Source organism: Rhodobacter flavimaris, assembly GCF_021378075.1.
Taxonomy (GTDB): domain Bacteria; phylum Pseudomonadota; class Alphaproteobacteria; order Rhodobacterales; family Rhodobacteraceae; genus Rhodobacter; species Rhodobacter flavimaris.
On the sequence record NZ_JAJUOS010000006.1, the window covers coordinates 151,923 to 170,360 of the forward strand.

Here is an 18,438-nt window from a genome sequence, read left to right on the forward strand (position 1 = left end):
ATCAATCAAGCCTTGGTCGGTTCAAGCGCGCTGGCGGCGGCATCGAGGCGTTTGACCGCCTCGGCCATATCCGCCTCGGAGATGTTCAGCGCGGGCAACAGGCGCAGCACGTTATCGGCCGCGGGCACCGTCAGCAGCTTTTCGGCATAGGCCGCCTTGACCACATCCGCCGGCGCGATCTTGCACTTGAGCCCCAGCATCAGGCCCTGACCACGCACACCCTCGAGCACGTCGGGATGGGCGGCGACAAGACCCTCGAGCTTCTGGCGCAGGAACCCCGCCTTGGCGTTGACCGCATCAAGGAAGGCCGGATCGGTGACGATCTCCATCACTTTGCCGCCAACTGCGCAACCAAGCGGGTTGCCGCCATAGGTCGAGCCATGGGTGCCTGCAACCATGCCGCTCGCGGCCTCTTCGGTGGCCAGCACCGCGCCGAGCGGGAAGCCGCCGCCGATGCCCTTGGCGACCATCATGATGTCAGGCGCCACGCCCGCCCATTCATGGGCAAAGAGCCGACCGGTGCGGCCGACGCCGCATTGGACCTCGTCAAAAATCAAAAGCGTGCCGGTGGTGTCGCACAGATCGCGCAGCCCTTTGAGGCACTGATCGGGAACCGGGCGGATGCCGCCCTCGCCCTGCACCGGCTCAATCAGGATGGCGGCGGTGCGTTCGTTGATCGCGGCGCGCAGGCCCTCGTGATCGCCCCATTTCACATGGACGAAGCCGGGCAGCAGCGGACCAAATCCTTTGACCATCTTCTCGGACCCGGCCGCGGCAATGGCGGCCGAGGAGCGGCCGTGGAAGGAGCCCTCGAAGGTGATGATCTCGACCCGCTCGGGCTGGCCTTTGTCATACCAGTATTTGCGCGCCATCTTGACGGCCAGCTCGCAGGCCTCGGTGCCCGAGTTGGTGAAGAACACGGTATCGGCAAAGCTGTTCTCGACCAGCTGATCGGCAAGCTTCTGCTGTTCGGGGATCTGGTAGAGGTTGGAGACGTGCCAGAGTTTGCCCGCCTGTTCGGTCAGCGCGGCGACCAGTTCAGGCGCCGCATGGCCCAGCACGTTCACCGCGATGCCCGCCCCCATGTCGAGATATCGGGTGCCGTCCGCCGTTTCGAGCCAGGAGCCCTCGCCTTTGACGAAGGCGAGAGGGGCGCGGTTGTAGGTCGGCAGAACGGAGGAAATCATCGTGTGTCTCCAGAAAGGGAAGGCCAAGGGGTGCAACAGGCCCGCAGGGCTGTCAACGGTCAAGGCCGGGGATTTGACGGGTTTTGGGGGGATGTGGCCAAAGACCACGGCAGATCGGACGTCAGGCGCGGGTGCGGCGGCGTCGGGGACGGGCGATATGGGCGGTCCGGGTGATCATAGGCGCTCGGTAGCGCGCGCGATGGCACCTGTCAAAGGATTCCTTTGATGCAGGCGTGGCGCGGGCTTGAATTCCGGGGGCGGCGCTTGTATCTCATCGCGTCCTCACTAATATGAGGCAAGCCAAGCCGGAACCCCGTCAACGGACCGGGTCAGAATGCGAAAGGGTGGTCATGTCCTGGACCGATGAACGCGTCGAACTCCTGAAAAAGATGTGGTCGGAGGGCCAGTCGGCCAGCCAGATCGCGAAGGAGCTGGGCGGGGTGACCCGCAACGCCGTGATCGGCAAGGTGCATCGTCTGGGCCTGTCGAACCGTGCTGGCGGGAGCGATCCCGCGCCGGCGCCCGCCGCGCCTGCCGCTGCCAAGCCCACCCCGGTCGAGCGGCCCGAGCCGGTCGCCGCTGCCGCGCCTGCCGCAAACCGCCCCGAGCCCGCGCCCACCCCGAAGCCCGCGCCCGCCGCGCGCCCGGAGCCTACGCCCGCTGTTGCCGCGCCCGCGCCCGTGATGCGCAAGGCGATCATTCCCGCAGGCCAGCCACTGCCGCCGCAGCCCTCGGCCAATGAGATCAGCCCCGAGGCGCTGGCCAAGGTGGGTGAGGTCGAAAAGCGCGCCCGCAAGATCAGCCTGATGGAGCTGACCGAGCGCACCTGCAAATGGCCGATCGGCGACCCGGCGACGGACAATTTCTACTTCTGCGGCCTGCCCTCGCAGCCCGGAAAGCCCTATTGCGAGGCCCATGTCGGCGTCGCCTTCCAGCCGATGAGCGCACGCCGCGACCGTCGTCGCTGAACCCGGGCCAAGCCGGGGGCGCCGCCCCCGGAACCCCGAGGTATTTGAACCAAGAAGAAAGGGCGGGTCGTCGGGCTCGCCTTTGCCATTGAGAGGGCATGATGAGCCAGAACCCCCCGAACCTGCGCCCCGATCTGGCGCCGAAGGCGCGCTTTGACGAGGCTCCGCGCGCGGGTCAGCCGACGATCGGGATGGTCTCGCTTGGCTGTCCGAAGGCGCTGGTGGACAGCGAGCGGATCCTGACGCGGTTGCGGGCCGAGGGTTACGCGATCAGCCCCGATTACACCGGGGCCGAGGCGGTGATCGTGAACACCTGCGGGTTTCTGGACAGTGCCAAGGCGGAAAGCCTTGAGGCCATCGGAGAGGCGCTGAAGGAAAACGGCAAGGTCATCGTGACCGGCTGTCTGGGCGCCGAGCCCGAGTATATCACCGGCGTGCATCCAAAGGTTCTGGCCGTGACCGGCCCGCAGCAGTTCGAGCAGGTTCTGGACGCGGTGCATGGGGCCGTGCCGCCCTCGCCCGACCCGTTCGTGGACCTGCTGCCGCCGACGGGTGTAAAGCTGACGCCGCGCCATTACAGCTATCTGAAGATCTCTGAGGGCTGCAATCACCACTGCAAGTTCTGCATCATCCCCGACATGCGCGGGCGTCTGGTCAGCCGCCCCGCCCATGCCGTGCTGCGCGAGGCGGAGAAGCTGCTTGATGCCGGTGTGCGCGAGTTACTGGTAATCTCGCAGGACACCTCGGCCTATGGGGTCGATCGCAAGCACGACCTGAGCCCCTGGAAGGGGGGCGAGGTGCGCGCGCATATCACCGATCTGGCGCGCGAGATGGGCAAGATGGCCAAGGAAGCCGATGCCTGGGTGCGGCTGCACTACGTCTATCCCTACCCGCATGTGCGCGATCTGATCCCGCTGATGGCGGACGGGCTGATCCTACCTTACCTCGATATTCCCTTCCAGCACGCGCATCCCGATACGCTCAAGCGTATGGCGCGGCCTGCGGCCTCGGCGCGGACGCTCGATGAGATCGCCGCTTGGCGCGCCGCCTGCCCCGAGATCGTGCTGCGCTCGACCTTCATAGTGGGCTATCCCGGCGAGACCGAGGAAGAGTTCGAGTACCTGCTCGACTGGATGGACGAGGCGCGGCTCGATCGCGTCGGGTGCTTCCAGTATGAGAATGTCGCCGGGGCACGCTCGAACGACCTGCCCGACCATGTGCCGGATGAGCTGAAGCAGGAACGGTGGGAGCGCTTCATGGAGAAGGCGCAGGCAATTTCCGAGGCCAAGCTGGAGGCCAAGGTCGGCACACGGCAACAGGTGATCGTGGACGAGATCGACGAACAGGGCGCCACCTGCCGCACCCGCGCCGATGCGCCCGAAATCGACGGCAACCTGTTCATCGACGCGGGCTTCGAGGATCTCGCGCCGGGCGACATGCTGACCGTCGAGGTCGAGGAAGCCAGCGAATACGATCTTTGGGGGCGGCCGGTCGCATGAGATGGGCAGTGGCAGTTCTGCTTGCGTTGATGCCGGTCTGGGCGGCGGCGCAAGACTGCCCGATCGATCAGGCAGCGGCCACGCGCCTCCTTGATGAAGTGAATGCAGAGCGTCTGCAGGTGGGGCTTATCGCGGTACGCCCGGAGGCGGCCCTGACCGAGGCAGCTCAGGACCACGCCTGCGACATGCTGCTGCATGGTTACTTCGATCATCGCGGTCGCGACGGGAGCTCGCCCAAGACCCGCGCAGAAGCCGCCGGATACCGCGCCTGCATGATCCTTGAGAACATCGCCATGGGGCAACGCGATCCGCGCGGGGTCATCGGGGACTGGATGAATTCCCCCGGTCATCGCAACAATATCCTCAACAAGGACGCAGAGGATGCCGGGATAGCGATTGCCCGGGAGGCGAACCGGCCGCCGATCTACGTTATGGTCCTTGCAAGCCCCTGTCGCTGATCAGACGAGGCCCTCGGTGTCGATATGCACCGTCGCGCCGCAATGTTTGCAGTGGATCGCGTCAGCGTCATGCAGGCTCAGCCCGCATCGCTTGCACTCGTAGCGCACCTTGGTGGGCCGGAAGAGCACCTGCGCGAGGCGCAGGAACAGCGTCACACCGAAGATCATGATGCCCACCGACAGCAGCCGCCCCGTCGTGCCTTGCAGCGTGATATCCCCGAAGCCAGTTGTTGTCAGCGTGGTCACGGTGAAGTAGAGCGCATCGGCATAGTTGCGGATATCGTCGTTGCGCCCAAACTGGGTGGCATAGATCAACCCGGTCATGACAAAGAGAAAGACGCACAGGTTGATCGAGGCCAGAATGACATCCTCGTGCCGGCGGAAGAATGCGAAATCCACACGCAGGCGGGCCAGCATCTGGTAGGCATGCAGCAGCCGCAGGGTGCGCAGCACGCGCAGGAAGCCGAAGCTTTCACCGGCAATGGGCGCAAGGAACGAGACCATGGCGACAAGATCCGCCAGCGTCGCCGGTCGTGTCCAGAATTTCACCTTTCGATCCGCGATCGAGAACCGGGCAACAAAGTCGGCCACGATCACCAGACCGATCAGCGCGTCGATCACCTCGATCGTCAGGCTGCGACTCATGAAGGACGAGAAGATCACGAATGTGATCGTCGCCAGGTCGAAGCAGAGGATCGCATAGCGAAAGCGCTGCGCGCGTTTCGTCCCACCCTCATAAAGTGCGCGAAGTTTACTCAGCATGTACGGACCTTTTCGCCCGTTCTACCGCCAATCCCGCTTTCGTCAAACGCCGCTCTTGCAATTTAAGGGTAAAAGGCGCATCTAAGCCCTGCGAGACGCTATCTTTCGACGATCTGCCCCTTTTGGGCCTCAGTTCTCGATTTTGACGTGACTGAGCCGGGCTGCCGCAATTGTGCGGGCAGCATATCAAAAGGAGACACACGATGGCCAACGGCACCGTGAAATGGTTCAACAGCACCAAAGGCTTCGGCTTCATCGCCCCGGAAAACGGCGGCAAGGACATCTTCGTTCACATCTCGGCGGTTGAGCGCGCTGGTCTGCGCGGCCTCAACGACGGTCAGGCTGTGACCTTCGATCTGGAAAAAGGCCGTGACGGCCGCGAGTCGGCGACCAACCTCGCCCTGGCCTAAGGCCAGTTCGCAGATCGCAAAATAGAAGGCGGCCCAAACGGGCCGCCTTTTGTCTTTCCGAGTTCCAGGCGCTCAATCATCCGACCGCGCGTTTTTCAGCGAGATAAGCTGGGCAAACGAATAGTCGGCCGGATTGACACCCAGTTGGGCAGCCAGTTGAGCCTTGCCAGCGCTGACGCCAGCCTCGGTGCTAACCGAAAGCGACGCCGAACCGCGCGACACATCGGCATTCACAACCGCAACGTCGGCCGAGTAGGGCGCAGCAGCATCGTTGTCGCGCACTGCCGACCAGAGGCCGACGATCTCGCTGGTGGAATAGTCCGCCGCATTCACGCCAGCCTGCGCGGCAAGTTGGGCGATCCCGGCGGGCACGGGTTGCGCGGCGACGGCACCAGCGGAAAGAACGGCGACCAGACCCGCGATCAGAGCAGATTTACGCATTTAATTTCTCCTTTTATCCTATCGTTTCAGGGTGTTGCTTGAGCGATCCTGCTCGTTGCCCTGCGATGAGACAGATTTAGATCAGCGCCCTGGCACATAAAACTTCAAAATTTATTTGCGTTATGTGCATTTTTGCAGATTGAAATCCATCAATCGACAACGCCCCAGAAAAATCAGGGAAATTCGAAGAAGGCCGGGCCAAACACTCGCTGCCAAACGCCTCAAACGGGGTCATCGTCCGATCATATTCTTGCGATGGATCGTGAGAAAATGCGGGATATTCGTGAAAACCGCAAACGACTCGCGCCCCTTCCCTCACGCGCCGCTTTCCCCTATCTAGGCGCAAACCCCGAAATACCCTCGAAAGGTGCGCCTATGGCTTCGTATCAATATGTTTACCACATGGATGGAGTCTCGAAGACCTATCCGGGTGGCAAGAAATGCTTTGAGAATATCCGACTGAACTTCCTTCCCGGCGTGAAGATCGGTGTCGTCGGCGTCAACGGCGCGGGTAAATCGACGCTCTTGAAGATCATGGCCGGCATGGACAAGGATTTTCAGGGCGAGGCCTGGGCTGCCAAGGGTGCCAAGGTCGGCTATCTCGCGCAGGAGCCGCAACTCGACGAGACCAAGACCGTGCGCGAAAACGTCATGGAAGGCGTGGCCGAGAAAACCGCCAAGCTCGAGCGTTACAACGAACTGGCCATGAACTACTCGGATGAGACCGCCGAGGAAATGGCCCGCCTGCAAGACGAGATCGACGCCGAGAACCTGTGGGATCTCGACAGCCAGGTCGATATCGCCCTCGAAGCGCTGCGCTGCCCGCCCGATGACGCAGATGTCGCCAACCTCTCGGGCGGTGAAAAGCGCCGCGTGGCGCTGTGCAAGCTGCTGCTTGAAGCGCCCGACATGCTGCTGCTCGACGAACCGACCAACCACCTCGACGCGGAAACCATCGCCTGGCTGCAAAAGCACCTGATCGACTACAAGGGCACGATTCTCTGCGTCACGCACGACCGTTACTTCCTTGACGATATCACCAGCTGGATCCTCGAACTCGAGCGCGGCCGCGGCATCCCCTACGAGGGCAACTACTCCGCCTGGCTCGAACAGAAAGCCAAGCGCCTTGAGCAGGAAGCGCGCGAGGACAAGGCCAAGCAGAAGGTCATGGAAAAGGAACTCGAGTGGATCCGCGCCGGCGCCAAGGCCCGTCAGGCGAAATCCAAGGCGCGTATCGCCGCCTACGACAAGATGGCCGACGAGGGCGTCAAGGATCGCGTCGGCAAGGCGCAGATCATCATCCCAAACGGCCCGCGTCTTGGCTCGAAGGTGATCGAGGTCGAGAACCTGAAAAAGCACATGGGCGACAAGCTCCTGATCGAGAACCTGTCGTTCAGCCTGCCGCCTGGCGGCATCCTGGGCGTGATCGGCCCGAACGGCGCCGGTAAATCGACGCTGATCAAGATGATCGTCGGCGCCGAGCAGCCTGACGAGGGCACGATCACCGTCGGCGACACCGTCAAGCTCGCTTATGTCGATCAGTCCCGCGACGCGCTCGACCCGAATAAGAACGTCTGGGAAGAGATCTCGGGCGGGGCCGAACTGATCCAGCTGGGCGACGCCTCGGTCGCCAGCCGCAGCTATGTCGGCGCGTTCAACTTCAAGGGCGCGGACCAGCAAAAGAAGGTGGGCCTGCTGTCGGGCGGTGAACGCAACCGCGTCCACATGGCCAAGCTGCTGAAGTCCGGCGGCAACGTTCTGCTCCTCGACGAACCGACCAACGACCTCGACGTGGAAACGCTGCAAGCACTGGAAGCGGCCATCGAAGACTTCGCCGGCTGCGCGGTCATCATCTCGCACGACCGCTTCTTCCTCGACCGCCTCTGCACCCACATCCTCGCCTTCGAGGGCGAGGCCCATGTGGAATTCTTCGAGGGCAACTTCGAGGATTACGAGAACGACAAGATCCGCCGCCTCGGCCCCGACGCGGTCGAGCCCAAGCGGGTCAAATACAAGAAGTTCACGCGCTAAGCCAAAGGCCCCCGCTCCGGGGGCCTTTTTCCTTCCCCCCTTGGCAAGAGGCGCCATGCCCACCATCGCCCGCCTGCTGACTTACCTGCCCACCGCCGACGCGGCGCACCCCCTCGCCGAGGCCCTTCTCGATGCACGGCTGATCGCCTGCGCCAATATCGGCGCACAGGTGACCTCGCTCTACACGTGGGAGGGCACGCGCGAGGAAACACCTGAGGTACAACTCTGGCTCAAGACCCGCCGCGGACTTGCGCCCGAAGTCATGGCGATGATCGAGCGCCTGCACCCCTATGACTGCCCTCTGGTCGCGCTAGACGAAATCACCGTCAATGCGGCCTATGCCGATTGGGTCAACGCACAGACGCGCTGATTTCGGCTTTGCCCAAATATCCCGGGGTGAATGGGCCGCAGGCCCAGAGGGGCAGCGCCCCTGCGCTTCACGCGAAAGCCAGATCCTCGCCATCCGACTGGCGCCGCACACCCTGCGCGAGACGTTCCGCCTGGACGAATAGCCCCTCGATCGGCGCGCCGCGATCCATCCGCAGCACTGCCCGATCAATGCTCGCCTCGAACCCGGCCCGCGCAAGCAGACCGCGCACATAGATCTCGGAATGCGCATAGCGGCGGCTCTCGCGCAGCGCGAAACCCTCGCCCTCATAAGCCTCGACGGTGAAGGCAAAGCGCCCGCCGGGCACCAGCGCCAACGCGACCCAACCGACAATCTGCTCCAGCGCTCCCAGATAGGCAAAGACATCGGCAGCGGTGATCAGATCGTAAGCATCCGCGACCGGCGCAAGCGCGCTCAGATCCGCCTTCTCAAGCCGGTCGTAACAGCCCTTGGCATCCGCCTCGCGTAGCATCTCGGCCGAGATATCCCAGCCTTCCAGATGCCCCGCCAGCGCGCGCAGTTCAGCCCCCATCAGCCCCGTGCCGCAACCCAAATCAAGCACCCGCGCGAAATGGCCCGAAAGCTGCCGACGCAGATGTTGCGGCCCACGGTAGTTCAGCGTCTCGACCAGCGACTGATCGAAATGATCGGCATATTGATCGAAGAGCGTCTCGACAAAGGCCGAGGGCATGGTCTCGACCAGCGGCTGCCCGCGCATGAGATCAAGCCGCAGCGCGGCCCCCAGCTTGTCGGCAGGGTCAAGCCGCAGCGCCTCGGCAAATGCCTCCCCCGCGGCAGGCAAGCCGTGCTCGGCCCGGATCTCGCCCAGCCGATACCAGCCCGCAACCCAGCCCGGCGCGACCTCCAGCGCCTGAGCGTAAAGATCTGCGGCAGCCGCAGCCTCGCCCGAGGCCAAGAGCCCCTCGGCATAATCCGCGCGACGGTCGGCGATCAGATCGCCGGAAGAAAGCTGCAAGGGAGTCATGAAGCACCTGAATCTGGAAGAAACCGAGGACTCAGGCAGGGGTTACGACAGAGGCTGACGCATGAGGGCACCGAAAGGGCGAGATGCGCCGCAGATGGCGCGGCGCGGGGCGTTCGTCAAGGGGGGCTCAGCGCTTCTTGACGAACTCGGTCAGGATGACGATGCGCTGACCCTCGACGCGGCCTTCGATATGGGCTGCGTTGTCAGGCACAAGGCTGATGCCGTGCACCGCCGTGCCGCGCTTGGCGGTAAAACCCGCGCCCTTGACCGGCAGATCCTTGATCAGCGTCACCGTATCACCATTGGCCAGCAGCGCGCCGTTGCTGTCACGATGCTCGACGCCCGGCAGCGCCTGCCCTGCCTGCGCGAGGCTTTGGGCCTCGCCCTCAAGCGTCATGCCCTCGCGCGCCTCGGCGGCCCAGGCCGCCTCGATCTGCCCGAGCTTGCACCAGACGGCAGCCTGCACGGCGGGTTCGGCCGACCAGGCAGCGCCCTCAAGGCAGCGCCAATGCGCTTCGGGCGCTTCGTCCGAGCGGCAGGTGGCGCAAAGCAGGACATGCTCTTCGGTGCCGGCCAGAGGCTCCGCGGCCAGATCCTCGGCGGCGCCGCAGAACTCGCACACCCCGCCCGAGCGGGCCATCAGATCGTCAATCAGCGCCATGGGAACCTCCTGCTATTGCCCCCCCAATAGGCGCCACGCCGGGGCGAGGCAACGCCAAAAGAAAGGGCGCCCGCAGGCGCCCGTCCGATCCGCTTACTTCGCCCATTCCCACGACACGGTGAACTCGCCAAGCTTTTGCTTTAGCTTGTCCTCGTCGATCGCGCCGGTCGTGGCGATCTCGGCCACCAGACCGCGCTTCTTGTCCTCGATCACCGCGACGACATGCGCGGCGATCCCGGCCTCCGCCAGCGCGGCATCGAGCACCCGCGAGATCGCACGTTTGCGCAGGTCGGGCTTGAAGATCTTGCCGACGGCGGTCTTCGGCAACTCGTCCAGCACCTCGATATGCTTGGGGATCGCAGCGCGTTCGTGGATGTGCTTTTTCGCGTGGGCGGCAAGTTCCTCGTCACTGACCGAAGCCCCGCTGACCAGCTCGAGATAGACACAGGGCAGCTCGCCCGCGAAGCTATCGGGCTGGCCGATGGCCCCGGCGAAAGCCACGGCGGGGTGCGACAGCAGCGCCTCCTCGATCTCGGCGGGGTCGATGTTGTGGCCGCCGCGGATGATCAGATCCTTGGCGCGCCCGGTGATCCACAGGTAGCCATCCGCATCGAGCCGCCCCAGGTCGCCCGTGCGCAGGAAGCGGTCCTCGGCGAACAGATCATGGTTCTTGTCGGCCTCGGTATAGGTCGAGCCCTCGAAGACGCCAGGGTTGGCCACACAGATCTCGCCCACCTCATCGACGCCGCATTCGGTGAAGCTGCCATTCGTCTTGCGCAGGATACGCACATGGCAATAGGGCAGCGGAATACCGACCGAGCCGACCTTCTTGTGGCCATCGACCGGGTTGACCGAGACAAGGCAGGTGGCCTCGGTCAGGCCATAGCCCTCGGCGATCTCGACACCGGTCGCGGCCTTGAAACGGTTATACAGCTCCAGCGGCAGCGGCGCCGAACCCGAAATCGCCGTCTTGAGCGAGGAGATATCGGCATTCACCGGGCGCTGCATCAGCGCCGCGATGGCCGTGGGCACGGTGATCAGGAAGGTGACCTTCCAGCGCTCGACCAGCTTCCAGAAATTGTCGAAGACGCCCTCACCGCGATAGCCTGCGGGCGTCGGCATCACGACATGCGCGCCCGAGGCGATGGCAGACATCAGCACCGGGTAGGCCGCAAACACATGGAACAGCGGCAGCGGGCAGATCAGCACGTCTTCCTTCGAAAACAGCAGCGTGCCCCCAAGCCAGCCATTGTAGATCATGCCCGAGTATTTGTGCTGCGCCACTTTGGGCATCCCCGTGGTGCCGCCGGTGTGGAAATAGGCCGCGACCCGGTCACCCGCACTGTCAGCGAAGGTCAGCTTGTCGCCCGGCATCTTGGCGCATTCGCGGTTGAAGCAATAGACATCGGCGTGGTGCTTCGTCGTGACCTTGGGGCGCACGAAGGGCACGATCAGCGATTTCGGCGGCGTCAGGTAACGGTTCAGGTCGATCTCGAGGACGGTCTTGACGCTCGGCGCGAACTTGACGGCCTCGGCTGCCTTCTGGGCGATATCGCTTTTCGGGAAGGGCTTGAGCGTGACCAGAACCTTGGCCTTGGTCTCGCGCAGGATGGCCGAGATCTGCTCGGATTCCAGCAGCGGGTTGATCGGGTTCACGATCCCAGCGACCGAGCCCCCCAAAAGCGTCACCGCCGTCTCAAGGCAGTTCGGCAGCAGGTAGGCGACCGTATCTGTCTCGCCCACGCCCAGATGGCGCAGGAGGTTCGCGGCCTGCGTCACGCGCCCGTGCAGTTCGGACCAGCTTAGCGTCAGCGCCTTGTCCTTGGGCCCCGAGAAGATCTGGAACGTCAGCGCCGGGCGACCGCCATAGGCATCCCGCGCGCGGGTCAGGAACTGGTACATGGTCTGAGCGCGGTCGCGGCCCTCCCACGGCATCTCGTTCTCGACCGCGTCGCGGTCGGCAATGGACGCAAAATTCGCCATCTCGGTCTTCCTCCCTCAGCCCGTTCCTCGCGGGCGCTTGCGACCAGAATGCGACATGAGCGCCCCCGGCAGCAAGTCCGGGGGGGCGCGCAAAACGTGACGTAATTGTTACCGTGACGCTGGGGAAAATCGACCACTCAGACGACCGAGCCGTCGGTGAATTGCAGCCGCGCCAGCTCGGCGTAAAGCCCGCCTTCGGCGACCAGCTCATCATGCGTGCCCTGGGCGACGATGCGGCCGTCCTCGAACACCACGATCCGGTCGGCTTTCTTCACCGTCGCCAGGCGGTGCGCCACGATCACCGTGGTGCGCCCGACCGAGACACGCTCGACCGCGGCCTGCACTTCGCGCTCCGACGCCGCATCCAACGCCGAGGTCGCCTCGTCCAGCAGCAGGATCGGCGCGTCGCGCAGGATCGCGCGGGCAATGGCGATGCGCTGCTTCTGCCCGCCTGAGAGCATCACGCCGCGCTCGCCCACATAGGTTTCGAACCCGTCGGGCAGCGCCGTCAGGAAGTCATAGGCATGGGCCGCGCGGGCGGCCTCCTCGACCTCGTGATCAGTGGCATTGGGGCGACCAAAGCGAATGTTCTCGCGTGCCGAGGCCGCGAAGATCACCGGGTCTTGCGGCACAAGGGCGACCGCGTGGCGGAAATCGTGCCGGGCAAGGTCGCGCAAATCGTAGCCGTCGATCTTCACGCTGCCCGCTTCGGGGTCCCAGAACCGCTGGATCAGCTGGATCACGGTGGTCTTGCCCGCACCTGAGGGGCCGACAAGCGCGACCGTCTCGCCCGGCTTGATCGACAGCGAGACCTCCTCAAGTGCCGAGGTTTCGGGCCGCGAAGGGTAGTGGAAAGTGACGTTCTCAAAGTCGATGGCGCCGCGCGCGGGCATCGGCAGCGGCACGGGGTGTTCGGGGTCTTTCACGCTGTCCTCGGCCCCGATCAGCTCGACCAGACGCTCGGTCGCGCCGGCGGCGCGCTGCAACTCGCCCCAAATCTCCGACAGGGCGCCGACCGAGCCGGCAACCATCACCGCGTAGATGACGAACTGCACCAGTTCGCCCACCGACATCTCGCCCAGGCGCACGTCGCGCGCACCGACCCAAAGCACACCGACCACGCCCGCGAAGACGAGGAAGATCACGATCACCGTCATGATCGCGCGGGTGGTGATGCGACGCTGCGCCGAGACAAAGCTTTTCTCGGTAACATCGGCGAAATGCGCGCGGGTCTGCGCCTCATGGGTAAAGGCCTGCACGGTCTGCGCCGACAGAAGCGCCTCGGAGGCCGCACCCGAGGAACTGGCGATCCAGTCCTGGTTTTCGCGCGACAGCGCGCGCAGGCGGCGGCCGAGCACGACGATCGGGATGACCACCGCGGGCACGATCAGCAGCACAAGGCCGGTCAGCTTGGCCGAGGTGACCAGCAGCATTACCAGACCACCGATCAGGATCAGGAAGTTGCGCAGCGCGACCGAGACCGAAGAGCCGATGACCGACAGGATCAGAGTTGTATCGGTCGTGATACGCGAGATGATCTCGCCGGTCAGGATTCGCTCGAAGAAGGCCGGGCTCATGCCCAGGACGCGGTCGAAGACGGCCTTGCGGATATCGGCCACGACGCGTTCGCCGAAGCGGGTGACCAGGTAGTAGCGCGCGCCCGTACCAAGCGCGAGCAGTGCGGTGATCAGCAACGCCGCGCCGAAATACTGGTCAAGCAGCTCGGCGCCTTGCTGGAAGCCATCCACCACGCGGCGCACCGCAAGCGGCAACACCAGGCTGATCGAGGCGGTCAGCATCAGCGCGGCCAGCGCCGCCAGTGCCGTGCCCTTGTAGGGCGTCACGAAGGGGCTCAGGCCCTTCAGCGCACCGATGCGTTTTGTCGTGGGCCGATCTTCGAGCGGCGCTTGCGGTCTGCGTGCCATGCTGTCTCCCTTGTCCGCTCGGGTTTAGGGGCAGACCCCGCGTGGGGCAAGGGCGGATTTGTCACGCCCCCGCAGGCAGCGGATCCGACGACTAGGGGCAGGGCACCGCGCGCGAAACAGGTTTTGTCACGATCCTCGCGCGCTAGGCCTCGACGCCACCGAAGAGGCGACCAACCGGAATCGCCGTGATCTCGGGGGTACGCAGCAGAAAGAGCGCGTCCAACCCCTCGCGACGGGCAAGCCTTGCGCCCTCTTCCGGTCCAAGCACCATCAGCACTGTGGCCCATGCATCGGCCTCGGCGCAGCTGCGCGCGACCACGCTGACCGAGGCTGGCCCACCCTGCACCGGCGCGCCCCGGCGCGGCTGCATCGTATGCGACAGGCGCTGGCTACCCAGATCGACCCAGTGGCGATAATCGCCTGAGGTGGCAACGGCCGCATCCTCGAGCGTCAGGATCGAATGCGGCGCGCGGCGTGCGGGATCGGGCGCCTCGACCGCAACCGACCAAGGCGCGCCATCGGGGCGCAGGCCAAGGGCGCGCATCTCTCCGTCGATCCCCACAAGCGCCGAGGTGATCCCGTGTTCCAGCATCACCTCGGCCAGACGATCCACGCCGTAACCCTTGGCGATGCCGTTGAGGTCAAGGGCAAGCGGCGCACGCTTGCGGGCCTCGCCACGTTCGGGGGCAAGGTCGAGCAGCTCATGCGCGGGTCGGCGCGCGCGGGTCAGCGCGGCGCGAATGGCCTCGCCGTTGGCAGCCTCGGGGCCGAAACCCCAAGCCTGCACCGCATCGCCCATGCCGATATCGAACGCCCCGCCCGAGGCACGGCCGATCCGCAGCCCAAGGCCCAGCACCCGCAACAGATGCGCGGGCAGCGCCACCCAATCGCCCACCGGCGCCGCGTTGAAGCGCATCAGCGCGCTGTCCGGCTTCCAGGTGGACATCTGATTGTCGACCTCTGCCACCGCGTCTTGCAGCGCGATGGCCAGCACACCCGGGTCATAGCCCGAGGGCGCATAAAACAGCACCGACCAGCGCGCGCCCATCGTCGGGCCATTGAGCGCGATGCGCTGCGGCTCAGTAGGTGTCTTCGACATAGCGCCCCTCGGCTTTCAGCAGCACCGGCGACAGCCCGGCAGGGGCAAGGATGTCACCCAAAGCCGCGGACACGCCCGCGGCCATCTCGCGCCCGCCGCAGACCATGATCCGCGCCCCGGACTGGATCAGCCGCGTCAGCTCGGCCGCCTCGGCGCGCAGGGCATCCTGCACGTAATGCGGCCGTGCCCCGCGCGAGGCGGCGGTGATCAGGCGCGCCAGACGCCCCTCGGCCTGCCAGCGCGCGAGATCCTCGCCATAGAGAAAGTCGCTCGCCGCATGGCGCATCCCGAAAAACAGGTGCATCGGGCGGCGGCGTGCGTTGGCCCGCACGAAGCCCGCCAGCGGCCCGATCCCCGTGCCTGCTCCGATAAGGATCAACGGCACACGGTCACGCCCGGCATGGAACCCCGGATTGCGGCGCAGAAAGGCGCGCACCCGATCACCCGGCTGCAAGACCATCAGCTGCCCCGAGCAAAGCCCGCCCGGCTGCTTGCGCACCACGATCTCGACAAAACCGTCGCGCGTCGCAGAAGCCAGCGAGTAGAAACGCGGGACCGAGGCGCCCTCGGGCACCACGCCGATCAGATCGCCCGCAACGAAGCGGCCAAAGCCCTGCCCCGTCAGGCGCTGCCACAGCGACGCGCGGGGGAGCGCGAAGCGCAGGATCGCGGTCGGGGCCTGAACCTTGGCGCCGTAGTCGCGCCGCTCGATCAGTTCCAACGACGCCGTGCGCGGGGTGCGCGGAGAATGGGACAGGACGAGATCAATCCCGAGGGCCTTGCCAAGCGCGAGCCCCCAACGATGGAAATCCTGCGGCGACTGGCGATCGACCGTCGCAAGCGGCAGCAGTTCCTGCCAGTCCTTGGCTTTGGCGACCGCCGCAACTCGCTCGGCATAGGCGCAAAAAGCCAGGAAGCCGCGATCCCCGAACCCAAGCACCGCCAGCGGCGCCTTGGGCGCGACGGGCAGCGCGGCAAGGCGATCCAGAAACCCCTTGGCCGAGGCAGGCGCCACCCCGTCGCCATAGGTCGCGGCCAGGATCAGGATGCGCTGCGCCCGGCGATAGCTTTGCGGCGCGAAGGCTGACATGGGTGCGACATGAACCGACTGGCCAGAAGCCACTAGCGCGCGGGCCAGCGTCTCGGCAAAGCCGCGGGTCGAGCCGCCCTCACTGCCGACAAGAACGATGGTCTCGGCCTGCGCGGCGGGGGAGCTGCGAAAGCCGCGCGCCCCGCGACCGGCCAGCCAGACGGCAAGGCCAGTGCCCGCCAGCCCCGGAATCGCCAGCGCGATCAGGCCGAGAGCCAACCCCAGAACCGAGGCACCCTGCCCGGTATGCAGCATGTAGATGGTTTCAGACACGCGCTGCCACGGCGTCGCATCCGCCCAGGCCAGCAACGTGCCCGTGCCCTGATCCAGATAGCCCGAGCCACTCTCGGTCTTCAGCGTGAACACGTCGCTTGCATCGCCCGGATAGGGATAGGTGAAGCTGCGCAGATCGGTCACCGCAAGCGTGCCGATCATGTCGATATCGGTCAGAGCAACACCGCTCCCCCCGCTGACCGAGGCGGGAAAGTCCGGCTGCGCCTCGCCATCGGGCAGCAAATCGAAGGTCGAGGCAGTCATCCACAGCGCCGTGCCAGCCGAAAGCAAAAGCCCGACCGAGGCCGCGCGCGCCATCTCGGCGTGCCAGCGCGCAGGGCCGCGCCCTCGCATAGGCGCGAACCAGTGCCGCCAGCCACCCGAACGGCGGGCGATCAGCCAGGCCCCGCTCAGCGCCAAGATCAGCATCGCCCCAGCCCCTGCCGCCATGACCAACCGCCCCGCATCGTCCAGAAAGAGCGAGCGGTGCAGGTTCGTCAGCCAGCGCTCCACTGCGTTCGGGTCCGCGCTTGCCACGCCTTGCCCGGTTGCGGGGTCGATCACCGCCGCCTTGGGCGTGCCGCCCTCGAACCAGTAGGCGGTGATCTTGCCCGAGGGCGCGCGGCGGATCTGCTCGACCGTGGGGTAAGCCCCGGCGATCTTTCCGACCAGATCGGCCACGCTTTGCCCGGCCTCGGCTTGCGGCGCGCTCAGTCGCTCGGCCGCCGGGAAGACCGACAGGGCCGCCCCGCTGAGGCCAAGCACCAGCAGGACAACCGCGGCCAGCAGCCCCGGCCAGCGATGCAGCGCGCGGATCATCGCAGCCCCTCCTTACATATCGTAGGTGAAGCTGGCGATGTAGCGCCGCCCCGCGACGGGCTGCCCCGCCCCCGCCGAGGTCAGCGGCACGGCGACCTCGTTCGGGCTGTCGCGCATATCCTCGACCGAGGCGTCGATATGCAGCGTGTAGCCCGCATCGAACAGCGCATCGGCAAGATCGAGTGTGATCTCAAGCTGGCGCCCGGCGCCCACGCTGGCGCCGGTGATGCCGTTGATCTGGGCAAGGTCGCCCCCTGTGGCGCGATACCACTCCGACAGGTGCTTGTAGTATTTGGATTTGCCGCCAGCCATCCAGAGGCTGCCGACATAGGCCCCACCCTTATCGGTGACGTAAAGCGCCAGGTAAGCCCCGTCCCCGCCGTAGTTGTTCATCTGCGTGGTCAGCGTGACCGGACGCGCCAGAGCCAGAGCGGGGAACGTCAGCGCCGTGGTCAGGGCCAGTGCTGCGAAAACGGATTTCATGGGAGGCAACCTTTCAGAAGTGGAAGGACAAGAGGGATACGGCTCAGTTGACCTTTACCGTCGGCGTCGCACCCGGCACGAAGAGGCCGTTTTGCGGCGGGGCGACGGTGCCTGCGGGCGCGGCCTTCGGAGCGCCACGGCCGTAATCGTCGTCATCGTCGTCGTCATCGTCATGATCGTCATCGCCGTGGCGTTCGCGGAACTTCCACAGCCAGCGGAACGCATCGTCGTCATCGTCATGATCATCGTCTGCCACGCGCAGGGCGCGCTCGGCGCCGGTGGCGTCAAGGCTGGCGGCACAGCCCAGATCGCGGGTGCAACCATTGTCGCGCAGCCCGCTGAAGGCGGGGAAACCGACAAGCGCCGACAGCGCAGTCCCGGCGGCAAGAAGGGCGAGGGTCTTTTTCATGGTGAGATCTCCTGTTGATCCGATGCAATCAAACTGGCCACCCGAACTGAGCGTTTCCTGACGGCGCGCGCCTTTCTGCTTCAGCTTGCCGTCAGGAAACGAAAAGCCCCGCCACAAGGGCGGGGCTGCGGGTGCGGTGGAAGGGGGGCTTAATCGTCGTCATCCGGGTCGGGGCGGCCCCGATCATGCGCCTTCTCTTCGTATTCGAACTCGATCACCTCCAGCGTCGCGGGATGCAGCTTGACCTCGATCGGGCGGCCCTCGGCGTCGGTTCCGTCAATCTCGTAGCAACCATCGTCGATCTTGATGCGCCCGACGGTCCAGCCGTTTCGCGCCGCCATCTCGGCCACAGCGGCGCGCGGCTGCCACTCGGCCATCGGCGCAAAGCAATCGTCATCGGCCAGAGCCGCCTGCGCCGGAGCCAGCGCAAGAAACACCAGAATTGTCAGCGACTTCTTCATCGGGCACACTCCGGGCCATCGGGTATCACGGCCCTCTTCTTCACCATGAAGCTGACAGGAGCCTGAAGCAAGCCGCGGCGCCATGTCAGCTTGGCGTCAGGCGCGC

18 protein-coding genes are annotated in these 18,438 nt (G+C 65.4%); 6 read left to right on the forward strand and 12 right to left on the reverse strand.

Annotation, left to right across the window (positions count from 1 at the left end; all coding sequences use genetic code 11):
- Positions 1-5 precede the first annotated feature (5 nt).
- Positions 6-1,187, reverse strand: coding sequence for an aspartate aminotransferase family protein (locus tag LZA78_RS09680; protein ID WP_233676728.1), 1,182 nt, complete (start codon positions 1,185-1,187; stop codon positions 6-8).
- Positions 1,188-1,537: 350 nt separating this feature from the next.
- Between LZA78_RS09680 and LZA78_RS09685 the strand changes: the two genes are divergently transcribed.
- From LZA78_RS09685 to LZA78_RS09695, 3 genes are all read left to right on the forward strand, one after another.
- Positions 1,538-2,155 carry a GcrA family cell cycle regulator gene (locus tag LZA78_RS09685; RefSeq protein WP_233676729.1) on the forward strand — a complete coding sequence of 206 codons (618 nt, stop codon included), beginning with the start codon at positions 1,538-1,540 and terminating at the stop codon, positions 2,153-2,155.
- A 101-nt stretch (positions 2,156-2,256) separates the two neighbouring features.
- Complete coding sequence (gene rimO / locus LZA78_RS09690) at positions 2,257-3,654, forward strand: 30S ribosomal protein S12 methylthiotransferase RimO (RefSeq protein ID WP_233676730.1); 1,398 nt, start codon at positions 2,257-2,259, stop codon at positions 3,652-3,654.
- A gap of 8 nt (positions 3,655-3,662) precedes the next feature.
- On the forward strand, positions 3,663-4,112 hold the full coding sequence (locus LZA78_RS09695; protein WP_233676731.1) for a CAP domain-containing protein: 450 nt from the start codon (positions 3,663-3,665) through the stop codon (positions 4,110-4,112).
- Here LZA78_RS09695 and LZA78_RS09700 read toward each other — a convergent pair whose 3' ends face one another.
- Complete coding sequence (locus LZA78_RS09700) at positions 4,113-4,874, reverse strand: ion channel (protein WP_233676732.1); 762 nt, start codon at positions 4,872-4,874, stop codon at positions 4,113-4,115.
- A 203-nt stretch (positions 4,875-5,077) separates the two neighbouring features.
- On the opposite strand from LZA78_RS09700, the gene LZA78_RS09705 reads away from it, so the two are divergent.
- Entirely contained in the window at positions 5,078-5,284 is a 207-nt protein-coding gene (locus LZA78_RS09705; protein ID WP_218628922.1) for a cold-shock protein, read from the forward strand.
- Between the two features lie 72 nt (positions 5,285-5,356).
- On the opposite strand, the gene LZA78_RS09710 is transcribed toward LZA78_RS09705, so the two are convergent.
- Entirely contained in the window at positions 5,357-5,725 is a 369-nt protein-coding gene (locus LZA78_RS09710; protein WP_233676733.1) for a hypothetical protein, read from the reverse strand.
- Positions 5,726-6,100: 375 nt separating this feature from the next.
- Between LZA78_RS09710 and ettA the strand changes: the two genes are divergently transcribed.
- Positions 6,101-7,756 (forward strand): energy-dependent translational throttle protein EttA, encoded by a 1,656-nt coding sequence (gene ettA, locus LZA78_RS09715; protein ID WP_233676734.1) that lies wholly within the window; start codon positions 6,101-6,103, stop codon positions 7,754-7,756.
- Positions 7,757-7,811: 55 nt separating this feature from the next.
- Positions 7,812-8,126 carry a divalent-cation tolerance protein CutA gene (gene cutA / locus LZA78_RS09720; RefSeq protein WP_233676735.1) on the forward strand — a complete coding sequence of 105 codons (315 nt, stop codon included), beginning with the start codon at positions 7,812-7,814 and terminating at the stop codon, positions 8,124-8,126.
- Positions 8,127-8,193: 67 nt separating this feature from the next.
- Here the strand turns inward: cutA and LZA78_RS09725 are convergent, their stop codons facing one another.
- From LZA78_RS09725 to LZA78_RS09765, 9 genes are all read right to left on the reverse strand, one after another.
- Positions 8,194-9,129: a class I SAM-dependent DNA methyltransferase gene (locus tag LZA78_RS09725; protein WP_233676736.1), complete on the reverse strand. Its 936-nt coding sequence runs from the start codon at positions 9,127-9,129 to the stop codon at positions 8,194-8,196.
- Between the two features lie 127 nt (positions 9,130-9,256).
- A complete protein-coding gene (locus LZA78_RS09730; RefSeq protein WP_233676737.1) occupies positions 9,257-9,790 on the reverse strand; it encodes a PhnA domain-containing protein in 534 nt (177 codons plus the stop codon).
- 93 nt (positions 9,791-9,883) lie between these two features.
- Complete coding sequence (locus LZA78_RS09735; RefSeq protein WP_233676738.1) at positions 9,884-11,773, reverse strand: acyl-CoA synthetase; 1,890 nt, start codon at positions 11,771-11,773, stop codon at positions 9,884-9,886.
- Between the two features lie 137 nt (positions 11,774-11,910).
- Positions 11,911-13,698 carry an ABC transporter transmembrane domain-containing protein gene (locus LZA78_RS09740; protein ID WP_233676739.1) on the reverse strand — a complete coding sequence of 596 codons (1,788 nt, stop codon included), beginning with the start codon at positions 13,696-13,698 and terminating at the stop codon, positions 11,911-11,913.
- Between the two features lie 142 nt (positions 13,699-13,840).
- Complete coding sequence (locus tag LZA78_RS09745) at positions 13,841-14,797, reverse strand: FAD:protein FMN transferase (protein ID WP_233676740.1); 957 nt, start codon at positions 14,795-14,797, stop codon at positions 13,841-13,843.
- The gene (locus LZA78_RS09750) at positions 14,778-16,979 is read right to left on the reverse strand and encodes a PepSY domain-containing protein (protein ID WP_233676741.1); all 2,202 of its coding nucleotides are present in this window, start codon (positions 16,977-16,979) and stop codon (positions 14,778-14,780) included. The genes LZA78_RS09745 and LZA78_RS09750 overlap by 20 nt, the downstream gene beginning before the upstream one ends.
- A 12-nt stretch (positions 16,980-16,991) precedes the next feature.
- Positions 16,992-17,462 (reverse strand): DUF2271 domain-containing protein, encoded by a 471-nt coding sequence (locus LZA78_RS09755; protein ID WP_233676742.1) that lies wholly within the window; start codon positions 17,460-17,462, stop codon positions 16,992-16,994.
- A gap of 43 nt (positions 17,463-17,505) precedes the next feature.
- The gene (locus LZA78_RS09760) at positions 17,506-17,871 is read right to left on the reverse strand and encodes a hypothetical protein (protein ID WP_233676743.1); all 366 of its coding nucleotides are present in this window, start codon (positions 17,869-17,871) and stop codon (positions 17,506-17,508) included.
- A gap of 149 nt (positions 17,872-18,020) precedes the next feature.
- The gene (locus LZA78_RS09765) at positions 18,021-18,332 is read right to left on the reverse strand and encodes a PepSY domain-containing protein (protein WP_233676744.1); all 312 of its coding nucleotides are present in this window, start codon (positions 18,330-18,332) and stop codon (positions 18,021-18,023) included.
- Positions 18,333-18,438: the final 106 nt, after the last annotated feature.